Annotated in this window: 18 protein-coding genes and 1 pseudogene; 9 read left to right on the top strand and 10 right to left on the bottom strand. The window is 58.6% G+C overall.

The genetic code is table 11. The annotated features are described in order from the left end of the window. Nucleotides 1-389: 389 nt before the first annotated feature. Genes C7I85_RS13340 through C7I85_RS13330 form a run of 3 tightly spaced genes read right to left on the bottom strand, consistent with a single transcriptional unit; the run spans nt 390 to nt 2,367 of the window. The gene (locus C7I85_RS13340; protein WP_106724494.1) at nt 390-1,184 is read right to left on the bottom strand and encodes an amino acid ABC transporter ATP-binding protein; all 795 of its coding nucleotides are present in this window, start codon (nt 1,182-1,184) and stop codon (nt 390-392) included. Nucleotides 1,185-1,216: 32 nt separating this feature from the next. Further along, complete coding sequence (locus C7I85_RS13335; protein WP_106724493.1) at nt 1,217-1,912, bottom strand: ABC transporter permease; 696 nt, start codon at nt 1,910-1,912, stop codon at nt 1,217-1,219. Then, nucleotides 1,909-2,367: an ABC transporter permease subunit gene (locus tag C7I85_RS13330; RefSeq protein WP_106724492.1), complete on the bottom strand. Its 459-nt coding sequence runs from the start codon at nt 2,365-2,367 to the stop codon at nt 1,909-1,911. The genes C7I85_RS13335 and C7I85_RS13330 overlap by 4 nt, the downstream gene beginning before the upstream one ends. A 13-nt stretch (nt 2,368-2,380) precedes the next feature. Between C7I85_RS13330 and C7I85_RS13325 the strand changes: the two genes are divergently transcribed. Beyond that, nucleotides 2,381-2,770: an aminotransferase class I/II-fold pyridoxal phosphate-dependent enzyme gene (locus C7I85_RS13325; protein WP_146148877.1), complete on the top strand. Its 390-nt coding sequence runs from the start codon at nt 2,381-2,383 to the stop codon at nt 2,768-2,770. Between the two features lie 7 nt (nt 2,771-2,777). Here the strand turns inward: C7I85_RS13325 and C7I85_RS13320 are convergent, their stop codons facing one another. Together C7I85_RS13320 and C7I85_RS13315 are read right to left on the bottom strand one after the other, a co-directional pair. Next, on the bottom strand, nt 2,778-3,686 hold the full coding sequence (locus tag C7I85_RS13320; protein WP_280954364.1) for an ornithine cyclodeaminase family protein: 909 nt from the start codon (nt 3,684-3,686) through the stop codon (nt 2,778-2,780). A 348-nt stretch (nt 3,687-4,034) separates the two neighbouring features. Beyond that, nucleotides 4,035-5,120, bottom strand: a complete 1,086-nt coding sequence (locus C7I85_RS13315) for a DJ-1/PfpI family protein (RefSeq protein WP_106724489.1) — start codon at nt 5,118-5,120, stop codon at nt 4,035-4,037. 122 nt (nt 5,121-5,242) lie between these two features. On the opposite strand from C7I85_RS13315, the gene C7I85_RS13310 reads away from it, so the two are divergent. Beyond that, entirely contained in the window at nt 5,243-6,202 is a 960-nt protein-coding gene (locus C7I85_RS13310) for a GlxA family transcriptional regulator (protein WP_245444930.1), read from the top strand. 810 nt (nt 6,203-7,012) lie between these two features. Here C7I85_RS13310 and C7I85_RS13300 read toward each other — a convergent pair. After that, nucleotides 7,013-7,900 carry a LysR family transcriptional regulator gene (locus tag C7I85_RS13300; protein WP_106724487.1) on the bottom strand — a complete coding sequence of 296 codons (888 nt, stop codon included), beginning with the start codon at nt 7,898-7,900 and terminating at the stop codon, nt 7,013-7,015. Nucleotides 7,901-8,022: 122 nt separating this feature from the next. Here C7I85_RS13300 and C7I85_RS13295 point away from each other — a divergent pair, with 122 nt between their 5' ends. Continuing rightward, nucleotides 8,023-8,379 (top strand): antibiotic biosynthesis monooxygenase, encoded by a 357-nt coding sequence (locus tag C7I85_RS13295; protein WP_181257172.1) that lies wholly within the window; start codon nt 8,023-8,025, stop codon nt 8,377-8,379. 141 nt (nt 8,380-8,520) lie between these two features. Here C7I85_RS13295 and C7I85_RS13290 read toward each other — a convergent pair whose 3' ends face one another. Further along, entirely contained in the window at nt 8,521-8,919 is a 399-nt protein-coding gene (locus C7I85_RS13290; RefSeq protein ID WP_106724486.1) for a hypothetical protein, read from the bottom strand. A 606-nt stretch (nt 8,920-9,525) separates the two neighbouring features. Continuing rightward, on the bottom strand, nt 9,526-10,548 hold the full coding sequence (locus C7I85_RS13285) for an IS110 family transposase (RefSeq protein ID WP_106724752.1): 1,023 nt from the start codon (nt 10,546-10,548) through the stop codon (nt 9,526-9,528). Between the two features lie 340 nt (nt 10,549-10,888). Between C7I85_RS13285 and C7I85_RS13280 the strand changes: the two genes are divergently transcribed. The 4 genes from C7I85_RS13280 (at nt 10,889) to C7I85_RS30965 (ending at nt 14,781) form a co-directional block, all read left to right on the top strand. Continuing rightward, nucleotides 10,889-11,977: a dsDNA nuclease domain-containing protein gene (locus tag C7I85_RS13280; protein WP_280954363.1), complete on the top strand. Its 1,089-nt coding sequence runs from the start codon at nt 10,889-10,891 to the stop codon at nt 11,975-11,977. Nucleotides 11,978-12,160: 183 nt separating this feature from the next. After that, nucleotides 12,161-13,729 carry a hypothetical protein gene (locus tag C7I85_RS13275; protein WP_146148876.1) on the top strand — a complete coding sequence of 523 codons (1,569 nt, stop codon included), beginning with the start codon at nt 12,161-12,163 and terminating at the stop codon, nt 13,727-13,729. A 3-nt stretch (nt 13,730-13,732) separates the two neighbouring features. After that, nucleotides 13,733-14,338, top strand: coding sequence for a hypothetical protein (locus tag C7I85_RS13270; RefSeq protein WP_106724483.1), 606 nt, complete (start codon nt 13,733-13,735; stop codon nt 14,336-14,338). Nucleotides 14,339-14,631: 293 nt separating this feature from the next. After that, the gene (locus tag C7I85_RS30965) at nt 14,632-14,781 is read left to right on the top strand and encodes a hypothetical protein (RefSeq protein WP_181257171.1); all 150 of its coding nucleotides are present in this window, start codon (nt 14,632-14,634) and stop codon (nt 14,779-14,781) included. A 39-nt stretch (nt 14,782-14,820) separates the two neighbouring features. On the opposite strand, the gene C7I85_RS13265 is transcribed toward C7I85_RS30965, so the two are convergent. Beyond that, complete coding sequence (locus C7I85_RS13265; RefSeq protein WP_106724482.1) at nt 14,821-15,498, bottom strand: hypothetical protein; 678 nt, start codon at nt 15,496-15,498, stop codon at nt 14,821-14,823. Nucleotides 15,499-15,782: 284 nt separating this feature from the next. On the opposite strand from C7I85_RS13265, the gene C7I85_RS13260 reads away from it, so the two are divergent. Then, the gene (locus C7I85_RS13260; protein WP_106724481.1) at nt 15,783-16,118 is read left to right on the top strand and encodes a hypothetical protein; all 336 of its coding nucleotides are present in this window, start codon (nt 15,783-15,785) and stop codon (nt 16,116-16,118) included. 120 nt (nt 16,119-16,238) lie between these two features. Here C7I85_RS13260 and C7I85_RS30565 read toward each other — a convergent pair whose 3' ends face one another. Beyond that, a complete protein-coding gene (locus tag C7I85_RS30565; RefSeq protein WP_146148875.1) occupies nt 16,239-16,814 on the bottom strand; it encodes a hypothetical protein in 576 nt (191 codons plus the stop codon). Between the two features lie 41 nt (nt 16,815-16,855). On the opposite strand from C7I85_RS30565, the pseudogene C7I85_RS13255 reads away from it, so the two are divergent. Further along, nucleotides 16,856-17,110, top strand: a pseudogene (locus tag C7I85_RS13255) (transposase); the annotation flags it as partial. Nucleotides 17,111-17,332 lie beyond the last annotated feature (222 nt).

The raw sequence follows: 17,332 nt of genomic DNA, 5'->3' as shown, positions 1-17,332 counted from the left end.
AGGTTTCCAAGTGTCCTCCGAGCAGTGTCAACAATTGGTGAAGGCGTCCCACTTTACGGCGCCATCGCCCGAGTCTACGTGGGTAGATGGTTATTGCTCTTTGAGTGGGACGGGACAAAGGGATTCAGCGTGCTCATGCAAAGCAGCTCTGATGCAAAAACTGCGAAGCGGCTGAATGCCCATGGTCGCGCGCCTCAGGTCATGATCTCTGATAGACACTGAGGTCCTATGGCCAAGCCAGGCAACAGATCATGCCTGGCATTAGGCAAAATCTTGCAGGACCGAGTAGAGAACTCGCGCCAGCCAATCCGTGCCGGCCTTGTTAATCATCGGTTCTTGAATATGCGTCGGCTGGTAATGCCCGCGCCAGGATCTTGCCGCTCTTCAACCTAGCGGGTAGAACTCAGGAAAGTGCCAAGTCTCGGACTTTGAGGCCTTTTCAAGATTTCCCCCGGCGCCCCCTCCTCTTCAATGCGACCATTGTGGAAGAACACGACTTTGTCGGAGACCTCGCGCGCAAACCCCATCTCGTGGGTAACCACGATCATGGTGCGTCCTTCCATGGCCAGCGAACGAATGACAGTGAGGACCTCCCCCACCAGTTCCGGATCAAGGGCAGAAGTCGGTTCGTCGAACAAAAGAAGCTCGGGGTCGACGGCAAGCGCCCGCGCTATGGCAACACGTTGCTGCTGACCGCCGGAGAGTGCGGAAGGATAGGCGTCCTTCTTGCCAGCAAGGCCGACTTTGGCGAGTAGCTCGATAGCACGCTTCTCGGCGAGCCCCTTGGAAACACCATGCACATGCATGGGAACCTTGGCGACATTCTCCAACACCGTCCAATGAGACCACAGATTGAACTGCTGGAAAACCATGCCGGTGCGACGGCGCAAGCGCTCGATGTCCCTCTGTCTGGCGCCGCCCTTGGCGCCGTCGATATGCAGGCTTTCGCCCTTGAAACGTATTTCGCCCCCGCTGGGCTGTTCCAAGAAATTGAGGCATCGCAGGAATGTGCTCTTGCCCGATCCGCTCGCTCCTATGATGGAGACGACCTGGTGTTCACATGCCCGGAACGACACGCTCTTAAGCACCTCCACTGCGCCAAAGTTCTTTCTGAGGTCTCGTGTTTCGATCGTCGGCAATGCTGCGCCGGCGCCATCGACCGGTCGAGGCAAGGGATGTGTCATAATTTCTCCCATTTGGAATAGCTGGCTTCTTTCTAGCCTTGCAGCGCAAGCCCGCCCCGGCGCCTGAGCCTTCCCTCCACGGACTGGACAGCAAGCGTCGATAAAGTGGTGAGCGCCAGATAGATCACGCCCGCACAGACAAAAACTTCGACCGGCGCATAGGTTTGCGACGCAAGAGTGCGGGCCATCCCGGTGACGTCGATGATCGTTATCGTACTGGCGAGCGAGGTGGCCTTGAGTAGCAGGATCAGTTCGTTGCCGTAGGCAGGAAGCATGACGCGCAGGGCCTGCGGAAAGACTATCAGCCTGAAAAGACGCATCCCGCTTAGGCCGAACGCCCTTGCGGCCTCGATCTGGCCTTTCGGCACCGACATCAAACCGCCGCGGATGATTTCGCTGCCATAGGCGGCCGTATTCAGCGAAAGCGCCAACAATGCGCACCAATACGCCTCCCGCAGGATCGGCCAGAACGGCGACGCGCGTACTGCATCGAACTGTCCCGCGCCATAGTAGATGAAGAATATCTGCAGAAGCAGCGGCGTGCCGCGAATGACATAGACATATGCATAGGCAAGCCCTGACAACCCGCGAATGCCCGAAAGCCGAGCGACCGCGAGCAGAACCGCCAGGAAAAATCCGGCTGCAACGGCGATGAATGCAAGCTGCAGCGTCATCGGTACGGCGGAGAGAAGAGCCGGAAAAGCGGTGGCGACGACGTCCCATCTCATTTAGCGGAACCTCGATCGACATGACGGCTAAAGCGGCGCTCGGCACTCTCGAAAGCCATGTTGGATATGCCGGTGAATACCAGAAAGATCATGATCGCCACGGAATAGAAGAGAAAGGGGTTACGCGTCGAACCGGCCGCCACATCCGTGGTGCGCATGAGTTCGACGAGCCCGGTGACAGAGATGAGGGCCGTGTCCTTGATCACGAGTTGCCAAATATTGGCAAGCGACGGCAAAGCATGCCGTAGCATCTGCGGAAAGGTGACATGTCGGGACATGGTCGAACGAGACATTCCGAACGCCCGCGCCGCGTCGATCTGGCCAGCAGGAATAGCCTGGTAGGCTCCCCGGAAGACTTCCGCCGAATATGCGGCCGCGATGAGAACCACCGCCGACACACCAGCCGCGAACGCATCTGCCGACCCTGCGCGGCCATAGCCGAATGCCTCAGCGATCTGGCGGTAGAACTTGCCGCCTCCGAAGAATGTGCTTGGCCAGCGCGTAGCGACGCTCGCGCTGCAGCAGGAAAAGCGAGCCTATATCGTAGCACGCAACCGTGCCTTGCTCGCTCGCAATGTCGAGCGACTCTCCGCCTGGATTGAGGCACATACGCCTATGTTCCACTGGATAGCGCCGCAGGCGGGAGCTATGGCATTCCTGCGCTACAACCTTCCCATCCCGTCCGAGGAATTGAGCCGTCGCCTGCGCGAGACGCAAAGTGTCTTTGTCGTTGCCGGAAGCTGGTTCGGACTGGATGGCCATCTGCGGTTAGGTATCGGCGGCGACCCAGACCATTTTGCAGAGGCGCTGCGACGTATCGAACTTTTCCTGGCCCAGGAATTTAGTGAGAGAGCCTGACGGCCAGTCAGCCCAAGCGGTTGTCGATCAGGCCCACGCGGCGGCAAATCGCCCTGGCCAAAACGATGTCCTGGACCGCGACCCCGGTCAGATCGGCAATCGTGATATCCTCCGGGCGGCGTTCGAAACGTCGTCCGTCAACCAATTCTCCGATTTCGACAACGGCGTCGGCGCGAATTTCACCACGCGCGAGGGCATGATGGATCTCGCCGCGCTCTATGCATTGCGCCCTGCTGTCGGCAACGACGATTGCCGCTCCACCCAGCAAGGCTGGATCGAGTTCGGTCTTTTCGGGCGTATCGGCCCCCATTGCCGTTATGTGCGTTCCTGGACGGATATCATGTGCCATGAGGAACGGCTCATGCGAGGCTGTGGTGGTGACGATCAGCCGGCACCTCTCCGCCAGCGCCGCTGCAGATGTCGCTAAGGCAACCTCAAAGCCAAGTCGCACAATGTCGGAGGCGCATTCCGCAGCCCGTTCGGGATTTCTGGCCCACACCAACACGTTGCGGCATCTCGTCACCGAAGCAAGATAGCGCGCCTGAAGACGGGCCTGCGTGCCGGAGCCGCATATTCCGATCCAGTCGAGCCTTTGTGGTGCGAGATATTTGGCTACTACCGCTCCAGCAGCGGCAGTGCGGATATCGGTCAGGTGCCCCTCATCCAGAAGGATCGCTATCGGGCTGCCATCACGTGCACTGAAGACCAGAACCGCTCCGTTGGAGGATGGCAGGCCCTTTTCGGGATTGCCGTAGAAGCCGGTTGCAATCTTGACGACGAAAACACCGTCCCCTCGCACCGCACCGTATTTCACATGCATCTCGCCCCGCACTTCAGGAAACAGCAACTCGCCAACCGGCGGCACATCGACCAACCCGCGCGAATAGGTCGCGAAGCCCGCTTCCATCTCGGCCACCAGATCGATCTCGGCGACGGCACACCGGATTTCGGCAGGATTGAAAACAGCAGGCATGTGTTTCCTCGAACAATTTTGGCGTTGCAGGCAAGCAAAAGCTTTCCGCTCCAGGGCATCGACTATGGTCCGATCGCCTGACAGATTATGCCGAATGTGCCACTTCTATTGGCAGTTTCCACCATCTCGCGCTGATACTGGACCTCACGCCAACCAGAGAAACATGGCATTTCGGCTCAGTTCTTGACCTTCTACTTCAGCGCCGTGCATTGACCGCCACCAAGCTGTTCCACATCCAGACGCGTCCCGTCGCCAGATTGCCGAGGATGCGGTATTTTGATGCTGCCCGCATCAGTTGCGTGCGTACTCCAGTTGCAGCGCAACAAGATCCGCCGTGGCCTTGCCGTAACGGGTGGCGATCTCCTCAAGAGCGTGATCGAGAGCCTTCCCCGAGGGCGCGTGAAGAAGAGCCAATTGAAGATCCCTTGTTTCCACGTCTCCATCCGGCATCAGCACGAGTCCGTGCCGCGATTGGATGAGGCTGCCACTTGGGGCGGCGATCGCCTGTGAGCGGTAGGTTCTCGACCATGCATCGGCAGTGAGCGCGAGCGCAATCTCATCAAAGCCGTTTGTGATCGGAATCGACAGCGTTTCGTGTCCCCAGAACGAGAGGAAGTTTCGGGCGACCAGCCACATTCGCCTTGTCGTCAGATGAAACGGTGCCGCATCATGCGCTGGAGTCCAGGTCTTGATGCCGAGCACGGCCGCCACGGCTTTCGCCTTCGCATGCCCCGCCATCGCTTCGACGAGGGCGAGGCTCGCCGGAATGGAAGCGGTGACGCCCGTGGTGGTCATCACATTGTGGTCGAAGACATAACGCTGGTCTCGAACCCAATGTGTCCCGGGGAATCTTCGGGAGATCTCGTCGAACGCGTACCAGTGAGTGGTTGCAGCCCTGCCGACGAGGATACCGGCTCGAGCAGCGATCCAAGCGCCTTCGCAGATCGAGACGATGGTCGCCCCTTTGTCGGATTGTTCGCGCACCCAATCGACAACGACTTCATTCCTGCTGTTGTGCAAGGCTGGCACGATGACGATATCCGCGCCGCTCGGATGGGCCGTGTCGAATGCGTGCATAGTGGTATCCGGCTTGATCGTGAGGGCGGGCATCAGGCTGACTGCGCCCGCATGCGTGGAAACGATGACGACATTGGCGATGTCTGCTTCCTTCAACACGCCGTAGGGAACGATGAGGTCGGTTGTCTCAGTGCCTGCATTGTCCGCCGCAATGGCGATGAGCGGACGGGTTCGCCCAGCCTTCACAGGCGGCAATCGAATGGAGTTTGTGTCGGCGGCCGGGGCATCGCCGGTACCTATGATTGTCGGCAAGGCCAGGAGGAGGACGACGAGGAGGGCTTTCAGGAGAAGGCGGTGCATGGGGATATTCGCATTGACTTAGAGTGCCACCAAGATAGGTGGGCTCGGCCCTGGCGAAAATGTCAAATCTATCGCATTTTACGCCAATGCAGGGACCAGTTCGCAATGTAAGACGGATCGTTGTGATCGGCTATGACGGGGTGCAGGCCCTGGATGTGGTGGGGCCGATGGAAGTCTTCGCCATGGCGAACCTCCATATGTCCCAACACATGCCGCATTATGAGGTTGTGCTGGCCTCCCCGGCGGGCGGGTCCATGAGTTGCAGTTCGGCTGGAGGAATTCGCCTGGGTGATGCCGTGGCGCTCGATGACCTGCCCGATGAGGTCGATACGATCATCGTCGCTGGCGGGAACGAGGAGGGGCTGCGCGGGGTTATCTTCGAGACTGATCTTATCAAGTGGTTGAAGTCGCGCGCCGCGGCAACGCGTCGGCTTGCCAGCGTTTGTACGGGCGCTTTTGTGCTCGCTGCGGGCGCGTTTCTTGATGGAAAGCGCGCGACCACGCATTGGAATTCCATCGCTCTCCTGAAGGAGCTTCGTCCTCAGATCGAGGTCGAACCGGACGCGATCTTCGTCGCCGAGCCGCCGGTGTTCACCTCTGCCGGCATCACGGCGGGGATCGATTTGTGCCTGGCGTTGGTTGAAGCTGATTGCGGGGCGCAAACGGCGCTATCCGTCGCTCGGCAGATGGTGCTGTTCATGCGCAGGCCTGGGGGGCAGTCACAGTTCAGTCCAGGTTTGGCGATACAGGTCAAGGCCACGCCACGCCTGCGCAAGTTACTGAATGAAATCGTCGAAGATCCTACCGGCGATCTTTCCGGCCGCGCTCTTGCCGCGCGCTCCGGAATGAGCGAGCGAACTTTCTCGCGCTCTTTCCATAAGGAAACCGGTACGACGCCCGCTCAATTCGTAGAAGCAGCGCGAGTTGAACGCGCGAAGACGCTGCTGGAGACATCCGATTGGCCGCTGGCCCGCATCGCCGCGCACTCAGGCTTCGGCAGTCTCCATGCGTTACACCGCGCGTTCCAGAAGCGGCTGGGAATTACGCCCGGCTCGTATCGCGATCGCTTCGGGATTGGGTAAAGGAGGCATGTGGAGGCTATGGCTTAGGGGGCGATGGAGGCGTGCCAACCGCTCGTGCGTTCGGGGGCAGCTATACCCAGAAAAAGAACGTGGCTGTGTAAAATCGACTGGAAACCCACCGTGATTTCAGCAGGGTGGATTTTCTGTCCTTCAGAGATCGGTTCTGGCAGAGGCTGGTCGTGAATATTGGAATAGTTTCTGTATTCGCGGCTTTCTACCTGCTATTCCTTCGCCGTGGCTGAAACTAGCCGCGCTCTAACGCGATTGACCGGAAGGTCAGTTCTCCATCCATCGTAAGCTGCTGTTCGTTCTCCGCTAGGTGAGGCTTGGAATTGGCGCAACCGCGACCTCGAGCGTGATGGCCGGCAATGTCTGGCAAAGCTGATCGCTACGGCCGACATGGGCACGTTGCGGACTGTCAGTTTAGGGGCCGGTACCAGACCGTCCGGTTTCTGTCCGCCCTCGCGATAAGCTGCCGTTCGGCACCCGACCGCATTGCCGCCGTTCCGGAAGCATCGGTAGACACCCGCGAGTTGCCGTTCGTTCAAGTCACGCCAGAGGGCAAAACCGCGGTGTGAGTGGCCTCTTCGTCCCTACCGTCTTTCCGGCATTCCACGCTGCGCGACCTTGTATGGCTGGATCAAATCGAGAGTAACCCATCGTGTTTCTCCTCGGCCATGATTGGCCAGTCGAGAAACGGAAAACGTCAAGGTAGAACGGGGCCGTGTATGGACGGCTGAAAGCGGTCATTCCACAAATGCTGGAGGTTGTGGTCGCCGTACACAGACGCCCGACCTGCTTTCCCTGCGATCACCCTGCGAAGAGGTTCACGGCCATATAATCCACGAACGCTCTGACCTTTGGGGACAGGTATCTATTGGTCGGCCAGAGGACTCGGAAGGTCCCCGTGTCTGCCAGATAGTCGTCCAGCAGTGAAACCAATTTCCCCTGTGCTACCTCCCACGCCACAGCGAATGGTGGAAGGCATGTGATCCCGAACGATCGTTCAGCAAGGTAGATCAGCGGTTCCAGGGTGCTTGCAACCGTTGTCGTCGGCAGCTCGAGTTTGATCTCGCGTCCTTCGCGCACCAACGGCCATGGTTCAAGCTTCCCGGAGTTCGCGAAGCGGTGGTGAAGACAACGATGCTGGAGGAGGTCTTCTGGCACCGTCGGGTGGCCATGGGCCGCCAGGTAAGCTGGCGCAGCCACGATCATGTGCCTGAATGTGCCGAGCTTGCGGCTCATCAGCCGAGTGTCCCTCACGTCCCCTGTGCGGATGACGGCGTCGAAACCTTCCTCGATGACATCGACGAGGCGATCGGTGAAGTCGAGGTCGAGGTTGATCTCAGGAAACGATTCCATGAAGGAAGATATTGTTGGCATCAGAAGCATGCCTGCCAACGGCAGGCTTACACGGAGCTGCCCGCGCGGGATCGCCTGCGATCTCGATAATCTTGACTGGGCGGACTCGTATTCCGACTGGATGCGCCGGCAAGTCTCGAGAAAGAAGCTGCCCTCTTCCGTCAGGGCCATACTTCGCGTCGAGCGATTGAACAATCGTACACCGAGCTCGTCTTCAAGGCGGGCGATGGCCTTCCCGACGGCCGAACCGGATATGCCGAGGCGATGACCGGCGGCGACGAAGCTCCCGGCCTCTGCAACCTGGATGAAAATGCCGAGTGTTCCGAGCTTGTCCATGACGGCTATTGAGGAATTTCGTTCCGATGTGTCGAGAATACTGGCCCGTTTATCCGCTATTTGTCCGCCGATATCCAGACGTTGTCGCGGCCGGCATGGCCCGCGCTCAGATGGAGACACTCATGGAAACGAAACATATCGCCGCCTTTGCGGCCGCTCCCGCTCCCACGACCTTTATCGTCAACGTCATTCACGTTCATCCCGGAAAGCAGGAGGAAGCCTTCGCGATCATCCAGGACGTCGTTCATTACGTCGCCGAACGCAAAGAAGGTTTCCTCTGGAGCAGCCTGGCGAAAAGCATGGATGGGCAGACGGTCGTCAACATCGAGGCGATCCAGGGAGCCGGCAATGTCGACGAGTTCTTCTCCGATCCAGCATTCGTCGAGAAGTTCCGGAAACTGGATGACGTCTCGAAGAGCGAGTTTCATACCTACACGGTCGGCGATCTCGTTCTGCCCATGCGTGCAGCGGCGGCGTGACCAATATGACCGGGTCAAGTTCTGAAAGGAACATGCTCGGCCGACAGCAGTCCGACGGGGGAACCTTCCCTCTGTCGGCGCTGATCGCCCTCGCACTCGCCGGCTTCGCCACGCCGGCGCACCTGCCGAGTCATCGCCCGATCAGCAATAATCGTCGATCGAATCCGTCAGTACCTCCCCGACCAATTCACAGAAGTGCTTCAGGGCACCCGGCAGGGTGTAGAAGGTGAATTCGCTGCGATGAAAAAAAATGCCGTCATGGATCGAAATATGGGCGACGGCCCAATCCTTGATGCTGTCCCCTGCGAAACGAGTGAGTACGATCAGGTCATCGTCCTTGAGGCGATGGTCCACGACAAGGCTGGTGGAATACTGGTTGCGCGCGAAGACACTGCCGAACGAGAGCCTCGAGGCGTAGAGTAGGAGCGCATCGTCGGTGAATTCATCGGGGCAGGCAGGAAACTCGGTCGGCACCTTCCAGCGGACCTGGACAACTAGCGGGGTCAGCGAAGGGAAGTGTGGTTCTGGTTTATAGTGCATTCATTAATCCTCATGGCAGGAACGCCGTGAGGATCAGCCTTCTCGAGAACCGCGAGCGAGTAAATACTCCGTTTTGGATGAAATGTTCGCTGTGTCACTAAATGCATATGGCAAGGGTCGGTACACTGACTGCTGTAGTGTTGCGGATTTGATACGAAAATTCATAGCTGTGGTGGCCGGAGACTTGCCGTTTGATGCAAGATGATTCGACTTATTTGCGCGGCAAGTTATTTCCGCTGACACGCCTCCGCCTCTGCAAGTCATTTGCGACAGCAGCGTCCAGGAGCGGATGACGTGGATCAGAACGGCTGGAATGGGGCGAGTTGCTGACTGGCAGTTTGGGGCCGTGTATGGACGGCTCTCCGTTGGCAAGGGGTTCTTTGAGCATTGCCGTTGCTGGTTGGTGCGGCCATGTATCCGACCTGTAGGTGCGGCCTTTCATGTGCCGCTGGCCATAATGCCATTCGCGCGTCTCAGATCCCGATCGTAAGCTCGCACTCGAGGTGCACGGCCCCAGTGGGTTCTCCTGATCCGGCGGTATCAACCGGCTTGCTGCATTAGCTCCTGTCCGCCCTTTCCAACCTCGTCGGCGTTTCCTCGCCTTGTCTATGCGACGACCGGCTCCCTGTAGCGCTCGCCGCTTGTCATCAATGCCCAGACCATCCGGGCGGTCTTGTTGGCCAGCGCAACCGCTGCAACCTTGGTTGTTCGCCGCGCCATCAACTGCACCAGCCATGGCCGCCTTGTCCCGTTCCGTTCGGCATAGCGGATGACCGCCATGGCGCCGACCACGAGCAACTGTCGCAGGTAGCGATTGCCGGCCTTGGAGATGCCGCCGAGCTTCTCCTTGCCCCCGCTAGAGTTTTGCTTCGGCACGAGCCCGATCCAGGCCGAAAGACAGCGCCCCGACTTGAACGCATGCGCATCGGCGACCGTGGCCACGAATGCACTCGCCAGCAGCGGGCCGACGCCCGGGATCTCCATCAACCTGCGGCCAAGCTCGGTCTCTCGCGCACTCGCTCGGACCCGACGATCGTTTTCGAGGATCTGTTCCTTCACGACCCGGAGCTGCGCCTCGAGCATGCGCAGGCACAGCCGTGCGTCAGCGGGGATCCTGGCGTCGTTCTCGTCGTTGACAACCACGAGCAGTTGCTCGATCCCATTCCGCCCGATCGGCGCCACGACCCCGAACTCGGATAGGTGTGCTCGCAACGCGTTCGATATCTGCGTGCGCTGGCGGTTGAGCATCAACCGGACCCGGTGCAGCATCATCACACTTTGCTGCTCGGGCGACTTCACCGGTACGAAGCGCATGGTCGGCCGGGTCACCGCCTCGCAGATCGCCTCCGCGTCTGCCGCATCATTCTTCTGCCGCTTCAGATAAGGCTTCACATACTGTGCCGGCAGCAGCCGCACATCATGGCCACGTGCAGTCAGCTCTCTCGCCCAATAATGCGACGAGCTGCAGGCTTCGATTCCGACCAGGCAACGCGGCAGGCTCTCGAAGAATGCCAGCACGCGCCCTCGGGTCAGCTTCCTGCGAACGACAACCTCACTCTCTGCATCCACGCCGTGGACTTGAAACACTGACTTCGCAATATCCAGACCAATCGTCGTAACGTTGCCCATCATAGCTCTCCTCAGCTCTAGCCCCATGATCATACGCAGGGAGGGAGGAGAGCCGTCCACCGCATCATGAGCAGACTGGCCGGTTTTGGCGGAACCCTGAGCTAAGCTGCCATTGTGAACTCATCCTGCTGACCTTGCCTCGGTAAATCCTATGATGTGGGGCGTACGGGAGTCTAAAATGCGACCGCATGAGTCACGTTAAGGGTACCAGCGACCAAGTCGCGCGATCGTCGCCATCAGGGCGAGGCGGTGACTTGTAACGATGCCTCTCATTGCAACCTCCACTTCCATTTTCGGCAACAACTAGTAAAAGATTCAAACCCTTCCGGACCGAGTCTCCTTGCCAAAGCCCACACTAACGACGGTAGCATCGAAACAGCCACGCGAGACCGCGGGCTCCGCTGCGTTCATGGCCTTCGACTACCAGGTGAACGTGTCGATGGCGCTCGTTCTCAATCTCTACAAGCAGGGCAAGGAATTCGTCGCCCTGTTCGATCATCACGACGATCTCGTCGTCTTCGTCGGGGAAGGAGAAAACTCGGAGCTATCGTTCTACCAGGTGAAATCGAGCAGCGAACTCACGTGGACTGCGAAGAGGCTCGCGAGACGAAGTCCCAAGGGCGAACTGCCGAAATCCATCGTCGGCAAGGCCTACTACAATGTCGCCCAGTTCGGGCCGGAAATTCGACGGGCGTCGATATTGTCCAACCGGCCGCTAAGCGCCACGTTGGCGACGGCCACCAAATCCGATCTCCACGACGGCGAGCTTTCGGTCGCCGATCTATGCTCCGCCGATCAGGACACGCTAATGAAGTCGCTGGAGGCGGATTTCCCAGCCGGCTTCGACAAGACCCACGCGACGCTTCTGACGTTCGAGCGCGTCCCGTTCGACCTGGAAAGTTATCGCGCCACGGTGCTTGGCAGGATCGTGACGATGCTGGAAGAACTCCACCCCGATTTCGTCGCGGTTTCCAGCCCCTTCTATACGGCGCTCCTCGCCGCCGCGGGAGAGTGCACCGGCAACAAAACGAAGTCGGCGACGGTCGAAGAACTGCACAAGCGCGTCGCCCTCGATCGAGACCAGATCAGCCGTCTGATCGTCCGGGTTCAGAGCAGGTCAAAAAATCTCGTCGAGTGGTGGGCGAGCGTGAACGACGAACTCGCGGCGGACGGGATGCGGGCGCTGCAGATCCAGCGCATCAAGAACAAGTGCATGTCCTACGCGAACGCCCGTCGGGCGGGCGACAGGACGGCAGCCAAGTTGAGCGCCGCGATCGGCGACGCGATCGGAAAAACCGCGTTGAGCGACATGGACAGCGTACTCGAGGCGGCCGTAGCCGTGAAGACCCACGGTCTCGTTGAACCCGCGTCGGAACTCTACGATCTCCAGTCCGCGATGATCGTCGAACTGATGGAAGCCATGACATGACACACGACGACACGACGAGACTGCGGCGCGTCCTTCGAAAACTAAGCGAGAGCAGCAATGCCAACGGTAGAATTCAAAAATCTCTTCCTGTTGTCGCAGGTCGAAAAGAGAGCGTTGCACGTACCATTGCACTCGCGAAAGCTGTTGATCCAAGGCGCAAACGGCTTTGGAAAGTCGGTCATAATGAAGAGCCTGTACGAGGCTCTGGGAGCGACGCCGAACAAGATTGACGATCGCTGGAAGAACGCCAATGTTTCGAGCTGCCTCGAATTCGAGTTCGCAGGCGAGACCTGGTTCTCGGTCAAGGCGCATGGAGTCCATTCGCTCTTCGACGACAAGGGCAACAGACGGTTCTGGGGCCAGCGGCTAGTCAAGGACTGGGGACCGAAGCTCGCGGAGTTCTTCGGCTTCAAACTGGAGATGGTGGACAAGGATGGACAAACCTTGACGCCGCCGCCCGCGTACCTGTTCGCGCCGTTCTACGTCGACCAGGACGGAAGCTGGGAGAATACCTGGGTTTCCTTCCGTAAGGACTTCTACCTGCCGGAAAGCGCAGTAACGCTGGCCGACTACCATTCCGGCATACGGCCGGACGGCTACTATTCCGCCAAGGCCGAGCTGACGAAGGAGAAGATCGTCCTTTCTAGTTTGGAGACCGCAGTCGAGACGCTCCGCCAGGCGATGACCCAGATCGAAGAAATCGAAGGGACGACGCCGACCTACGACCTGCAGGAATTCGCCAGCGAGTGCGACGACCTAGTCGCGGAAAGCGGACGACTTCTCGTGCTGCAGGCGGAACACCGCCGGACGGTGTCCGACCTCCACGAGGAATCGCACCTTGTCAGGGCCGAAGCGGTCCTCCTCAAAAACGCTCTCAATGAAATGCGAGGCGAGTTCGAACTTGCGTCCTCCCTGCCACGGCAGGTCGAGTGCCCCACCTGCGGGCACGAGTACCAGAACTCCCTTGCCGAAAGATTCGCGTTGATCGAGGACGAGGGCGTCCTGTCCAAGGCGCTGACCGACGCCCAATCGAAGATGGAAAGACTGGTCGAGAAGGAACGGGCAGAGCGCGGCAAGCTCGACGCGATCAGCGCAAGCCTGTCCCGCGTTCAGAAGATCCTCGAGACCCGGAAACAATCGCTCTCGCTGAACGACGTGCTGGTCGCGGCCGGCAAGACAGAGGCCACCAAGATTCTCCGGGTATCGTTGAACGACAAGATCGTGGCGGCGGATGGCTCCAGAACCAGAACCGACGCCCTGCGCGCTTCGATGAACGAGTTCACCGACAGAACGCGCACATCGGAGATCAGGAAGTTCTATCGGACCCGGCTTTCGATGTTTTCGCAGGAACTGGACGTCCATCTGGACGATCCGGAAAAGCAGTCGATCGTGTCCATTAACGTGGCGCGCGGAAGCGAAGGTCCGAGAGCGCTGCTGGCGTACTATTACGCTTTTCTGCACACGAAGATCGAATTCACGACAAACGCCAGGTTCCCCGTCGTGATCGACTCCCCGAACCAGCAGGGACAGGACAAGGTCCATCTTCCTCAGATGGTGAAGTTCATTTTCGATCACCTTCCAGGCGACGCCCAGACCATCGTTGCGACCGAGGACGCTTCGGGGCTTGAATTTGAAGGGGTCACCATCGCCACCTACGGCGAGGCGAAGCGGCAAGTTCTCCGCGAAAAGGAATTCGATCGGGTGAAGGCTGTATTCGACCCGTTCTTCCAGAAGATCCTCGCGATGGAGTAAGTCATGCGATCACTCACGGATTTTCTTCGGTGGCTCCCCGGCGTCGCGCCTCGCAAGGCCTACACGCTTGTCATGGAAGGAGACCTGCTGTCGAGGGAGCTGAAGCGCGACCTCCACCCCCGCAACGACAGCCTCTTCGATCTTGTCACCGTGGTCGGCCCGGATGCTGCGGCCGCAATCCTGCAGGCGTACAAGGATGGCCGCCTTCCTATGCAGCGCGGGAAGGCTGTGCAGGAGGCGCCCGAGGCCGAAGCCTATCTCCGTGACGCCGAGCCGCTCCGGGAAGAGATCCGCGAACGCAAGCGCAGGAAGGACTGCGTCGACGACATCGTCCTCGTACGCGAGAGCGACTTCCTCGATCATCACTTCATGAACCGGATATTCTACAAAAATGCCGGGCCCGGACCGGCCAGGCTGACGCTTGCCGGCATCGACGTTTCGAAAGACCTGCGGGGCTTCTCCAGCAATAGCGGCAAGTCGACCGGGTACGAATATTCCTTTACCTGGACGGGGAGCGACGGCGTCCGTCGGAGTTCAAGCTCCGGACTGCCGTCGGAGGCGTTCAATCGCAGGAACGACGTGAAACGGAACTGGGGCTTGCACGAGTAAGCACGCGCACCCGAAGGAAATCAGCCGCCGCCCTTCCAGCGGAAGGGGCGGTTTCTAGAACGCTTCTTCGTGCATTTCGCATGGTTCAGCGCTCTACCTGAGCGCGGACCACAACATGCGGGATACCATTGTCAGAGGCGTATTTTTCGGCCCGTTTGATGGCTTCGTCATTAACCAATCGAAAGGTCCACTACCGCCGTCGTCCCCCTTCACGCTATCGAAGAAGTAACCCTTTTCTCCACCCGTGCTTTCGCGGTGGATGACAACGGGTTTGAGCGTTTGAGCGTCCGGGAATGACGGCCCTGATTGAGCGGCCAGCTTGCACCGGCATCACAGCCGACGTGCGACGGCTGGGGCAACGTCACCCCGACAAGCCTATCCAGTTCGCGTTGATGGACGTTGGCGGCATCGTGCGGGAAAGCTCTCGCGGCTACTACGAATAGCGCCGACCTATCTTCGCCGACCGACCAGAAGCCCGCCGCTCACTTCGGTGGGCTTTCTTCATGGCGTTCTCGATACCGGTCAAGCCACCAATCGTTCTGCCAATCCTCATAACCTAACAACAATCCCTCGAAGCGTTCGAGACTTTCGTTCCAGCCTGACCTTTCGCCAACATATTTCAGCAGCATATACGCATCAATCCGCCATCGCTCGGATGGTAAGGCGAAACAGACGGTTCGGATGCCGTCGAGGCCGGTCTGGGATTTTGCCGTTGCATCAAAGGGCCGATCTACGATCCGGCGCACAAATCGACCAGATTCTATGAATGGCTCAAAGTGCGCAATCCGGTCATCGAACCATTGTGCGGGATAGCCATCGCTGAAAACGGCCAAAGGTTTCCGGCCCTCAAGCATCAACGGCAGTTCGAAATTGGTGTGAACAAGATAGGGAACCTCTCGTATGGAATGCCAAGGTTCGATGACCGTCAGCATCCGGTCGGGCACAAACGACGGGCGGCAAAGCGCACCGACCTCGACCATTTCGCACTGAGATAAAATGTATCGACCGCTTAGATTTGGATCCTCGCCTTCTTCGAGGCCAAGCACCATTCGTAGCCGATCTATGTCTGAGATGAGAACGCGCACCTCGGCCACAGCCGAATCTGTGGCCGGATCAATGGCCTGCAAGATGAATGATCGTGATCCATTTTTGGGGCTCATGGCGGTAATGATGCCTCTATGAATTACTGTGGGCACGTTAGCCTGAAACGATTGCGGGGTTAAGTCGCTGGCTGGTCGGGCCTGCTGCTGTTGCTCGCGCTGGTGCTGCTATTGCTGGCGGGCGTGTTTGGCTGGTTTTGAAGACAGCTAGAGGCCCGCCGACCACCTGGGGCTCTTATCTTAGGCCGCGGGGACGAATTTGTGCCAGTATCTGGCTGTAGCGAACTTGCCTATCCGCTTGCATCCCATTGCCGCCGTTGCTGTTGAATGTCAGAACACACGTCATGAAGAATATCCAAATCATCGACAGCGCCGTGAACGCTACCTTCAGTGTGTTCCAGGCAACAGAGGAGGAGTATGCCGCCATCTTTCCGGATGGACGAGACATGGAACTAGTCGAAGACTTAATCGAACGGCTTGGTGACGACGACGTCGGCCGTGTGCTGGCCCCGCTTTGGGACCGTCCCATCCTGAAACGCGATGCGCTCGGCATTCACGGGACGCTGTTCTACGGCAACGAATATCGGCGCGGACACATCCCGCAGTCAAAGCGCGAGGTCGATTGGGATGATGGTTCGATCAACCGAGCCCAGAGAGACCTCTTCTCGAAGTATCGCTGAATCCGTCACAGGCCAATTCGTCCACGCGGCCTAGGCGGATTTCGCTCGGGGCTTCACCTCGCTGGAAGCGATGTGCCGCTCGCACGTTGCCAAGTTTCGGCTGAGCCCCCAATAAACCTGTCATGAAGCGGCAATGCCTGGCCCATATTCAGCGATTGGAGTATAATTCCGCCCCAAAACACCGTCATTCCCAAAGGATACATGCAAGGCGCTTTCATAATCGCTAAGCACTATATTTATGGTGTTTCTTTCTGTTATAATCCGCAAGCCAGAAATAACTACATTGCGCCTATATATCGATACGAAACTTAAATCGCGAAGATACCTGGTAAAATTATATACGCCGACTGTTTCACTAGCCGGCGGCTCTTTTTCTGTGAAGCAAACTTGAGCAAATACCGTTATTCTAGTTGACGAGGTCGCTGCTGGCCGGAGGCATCGAACTGAAAAATCTACGTACTCAAGCCGCCCTTCCTCAGTGCATTCGTCATCGGTATAGACTTCTGTCGAAGAAAAAGAGATTTTGCCTCGAGGGCCGACAATGTCGAAACTCGAATAGTTGTTGCCAAAAAATGGCTTTGTGTTGATGGAAATTGGCTCGGCCACTGCGCTGGCGAGTTCCTCCAGTTTCGTGGAATCATAGCCATAGAGATTCAGGCCAATAACCATAACGCTCTGGCCTGCTGCCGGTTTCATGGACACCGAGATAAGGTGCCCTCCGAAACCGGAGAGTGTGAATGCAGAGACGGAAGTTCAGCCGCGAATACAAGCTTGAGGCGGTGAAGTTGGTAAGGGAGCGCGGCGTCAGCGTCGCGCAGGCGGCTCGCGATCTGGACGTTCATGAGAATGTCCTGCGCAAATGGGTCAGGGAATATGGGGCTGATCCGACGCAGGCCTTTCCCGGCCATGGGCAGATGAAGCCGAAGCAGCTTGAGGTTGAGAGGCTGCGCCGTGAGGTCGCGAAGCTGAAGGCGGAGCGCGATATCCTAAAAAACCACCCCGGGCCTCTGCCCGCCTGTGCGCGGTAGAAACCGCCCTGTGCTAATCTCGATCCGTGAGGGCAGCGGCCGTCAGCTTATTGGTGGGATCGACCCCGTTAAAAAACGTGGCCCATGGGTTCATGCGCACTTGAGAGTGGTGACGCCGGCTGTCCGCGCGATCCCGATTAGGAAGATGAAGGACTGGCATAACCCACGCCCTCCAAGCAAAGCGGA

It is taken from the genome of Pseudaminobacter soli (ex Li et al. 2025), assembly GCF_003012705.1.
In the GTDB taxonomy this organism is placed as follows: Bacteria; Pseudomonadota; Alphaproteobacteria; order Rhizobiales; family Rhizobiaceae; genus Pseudaminobacter; species Pseudaminobacter soli.
This window is presented reverse-complemented; position numbering and strand designations above follow the sequence as displayed.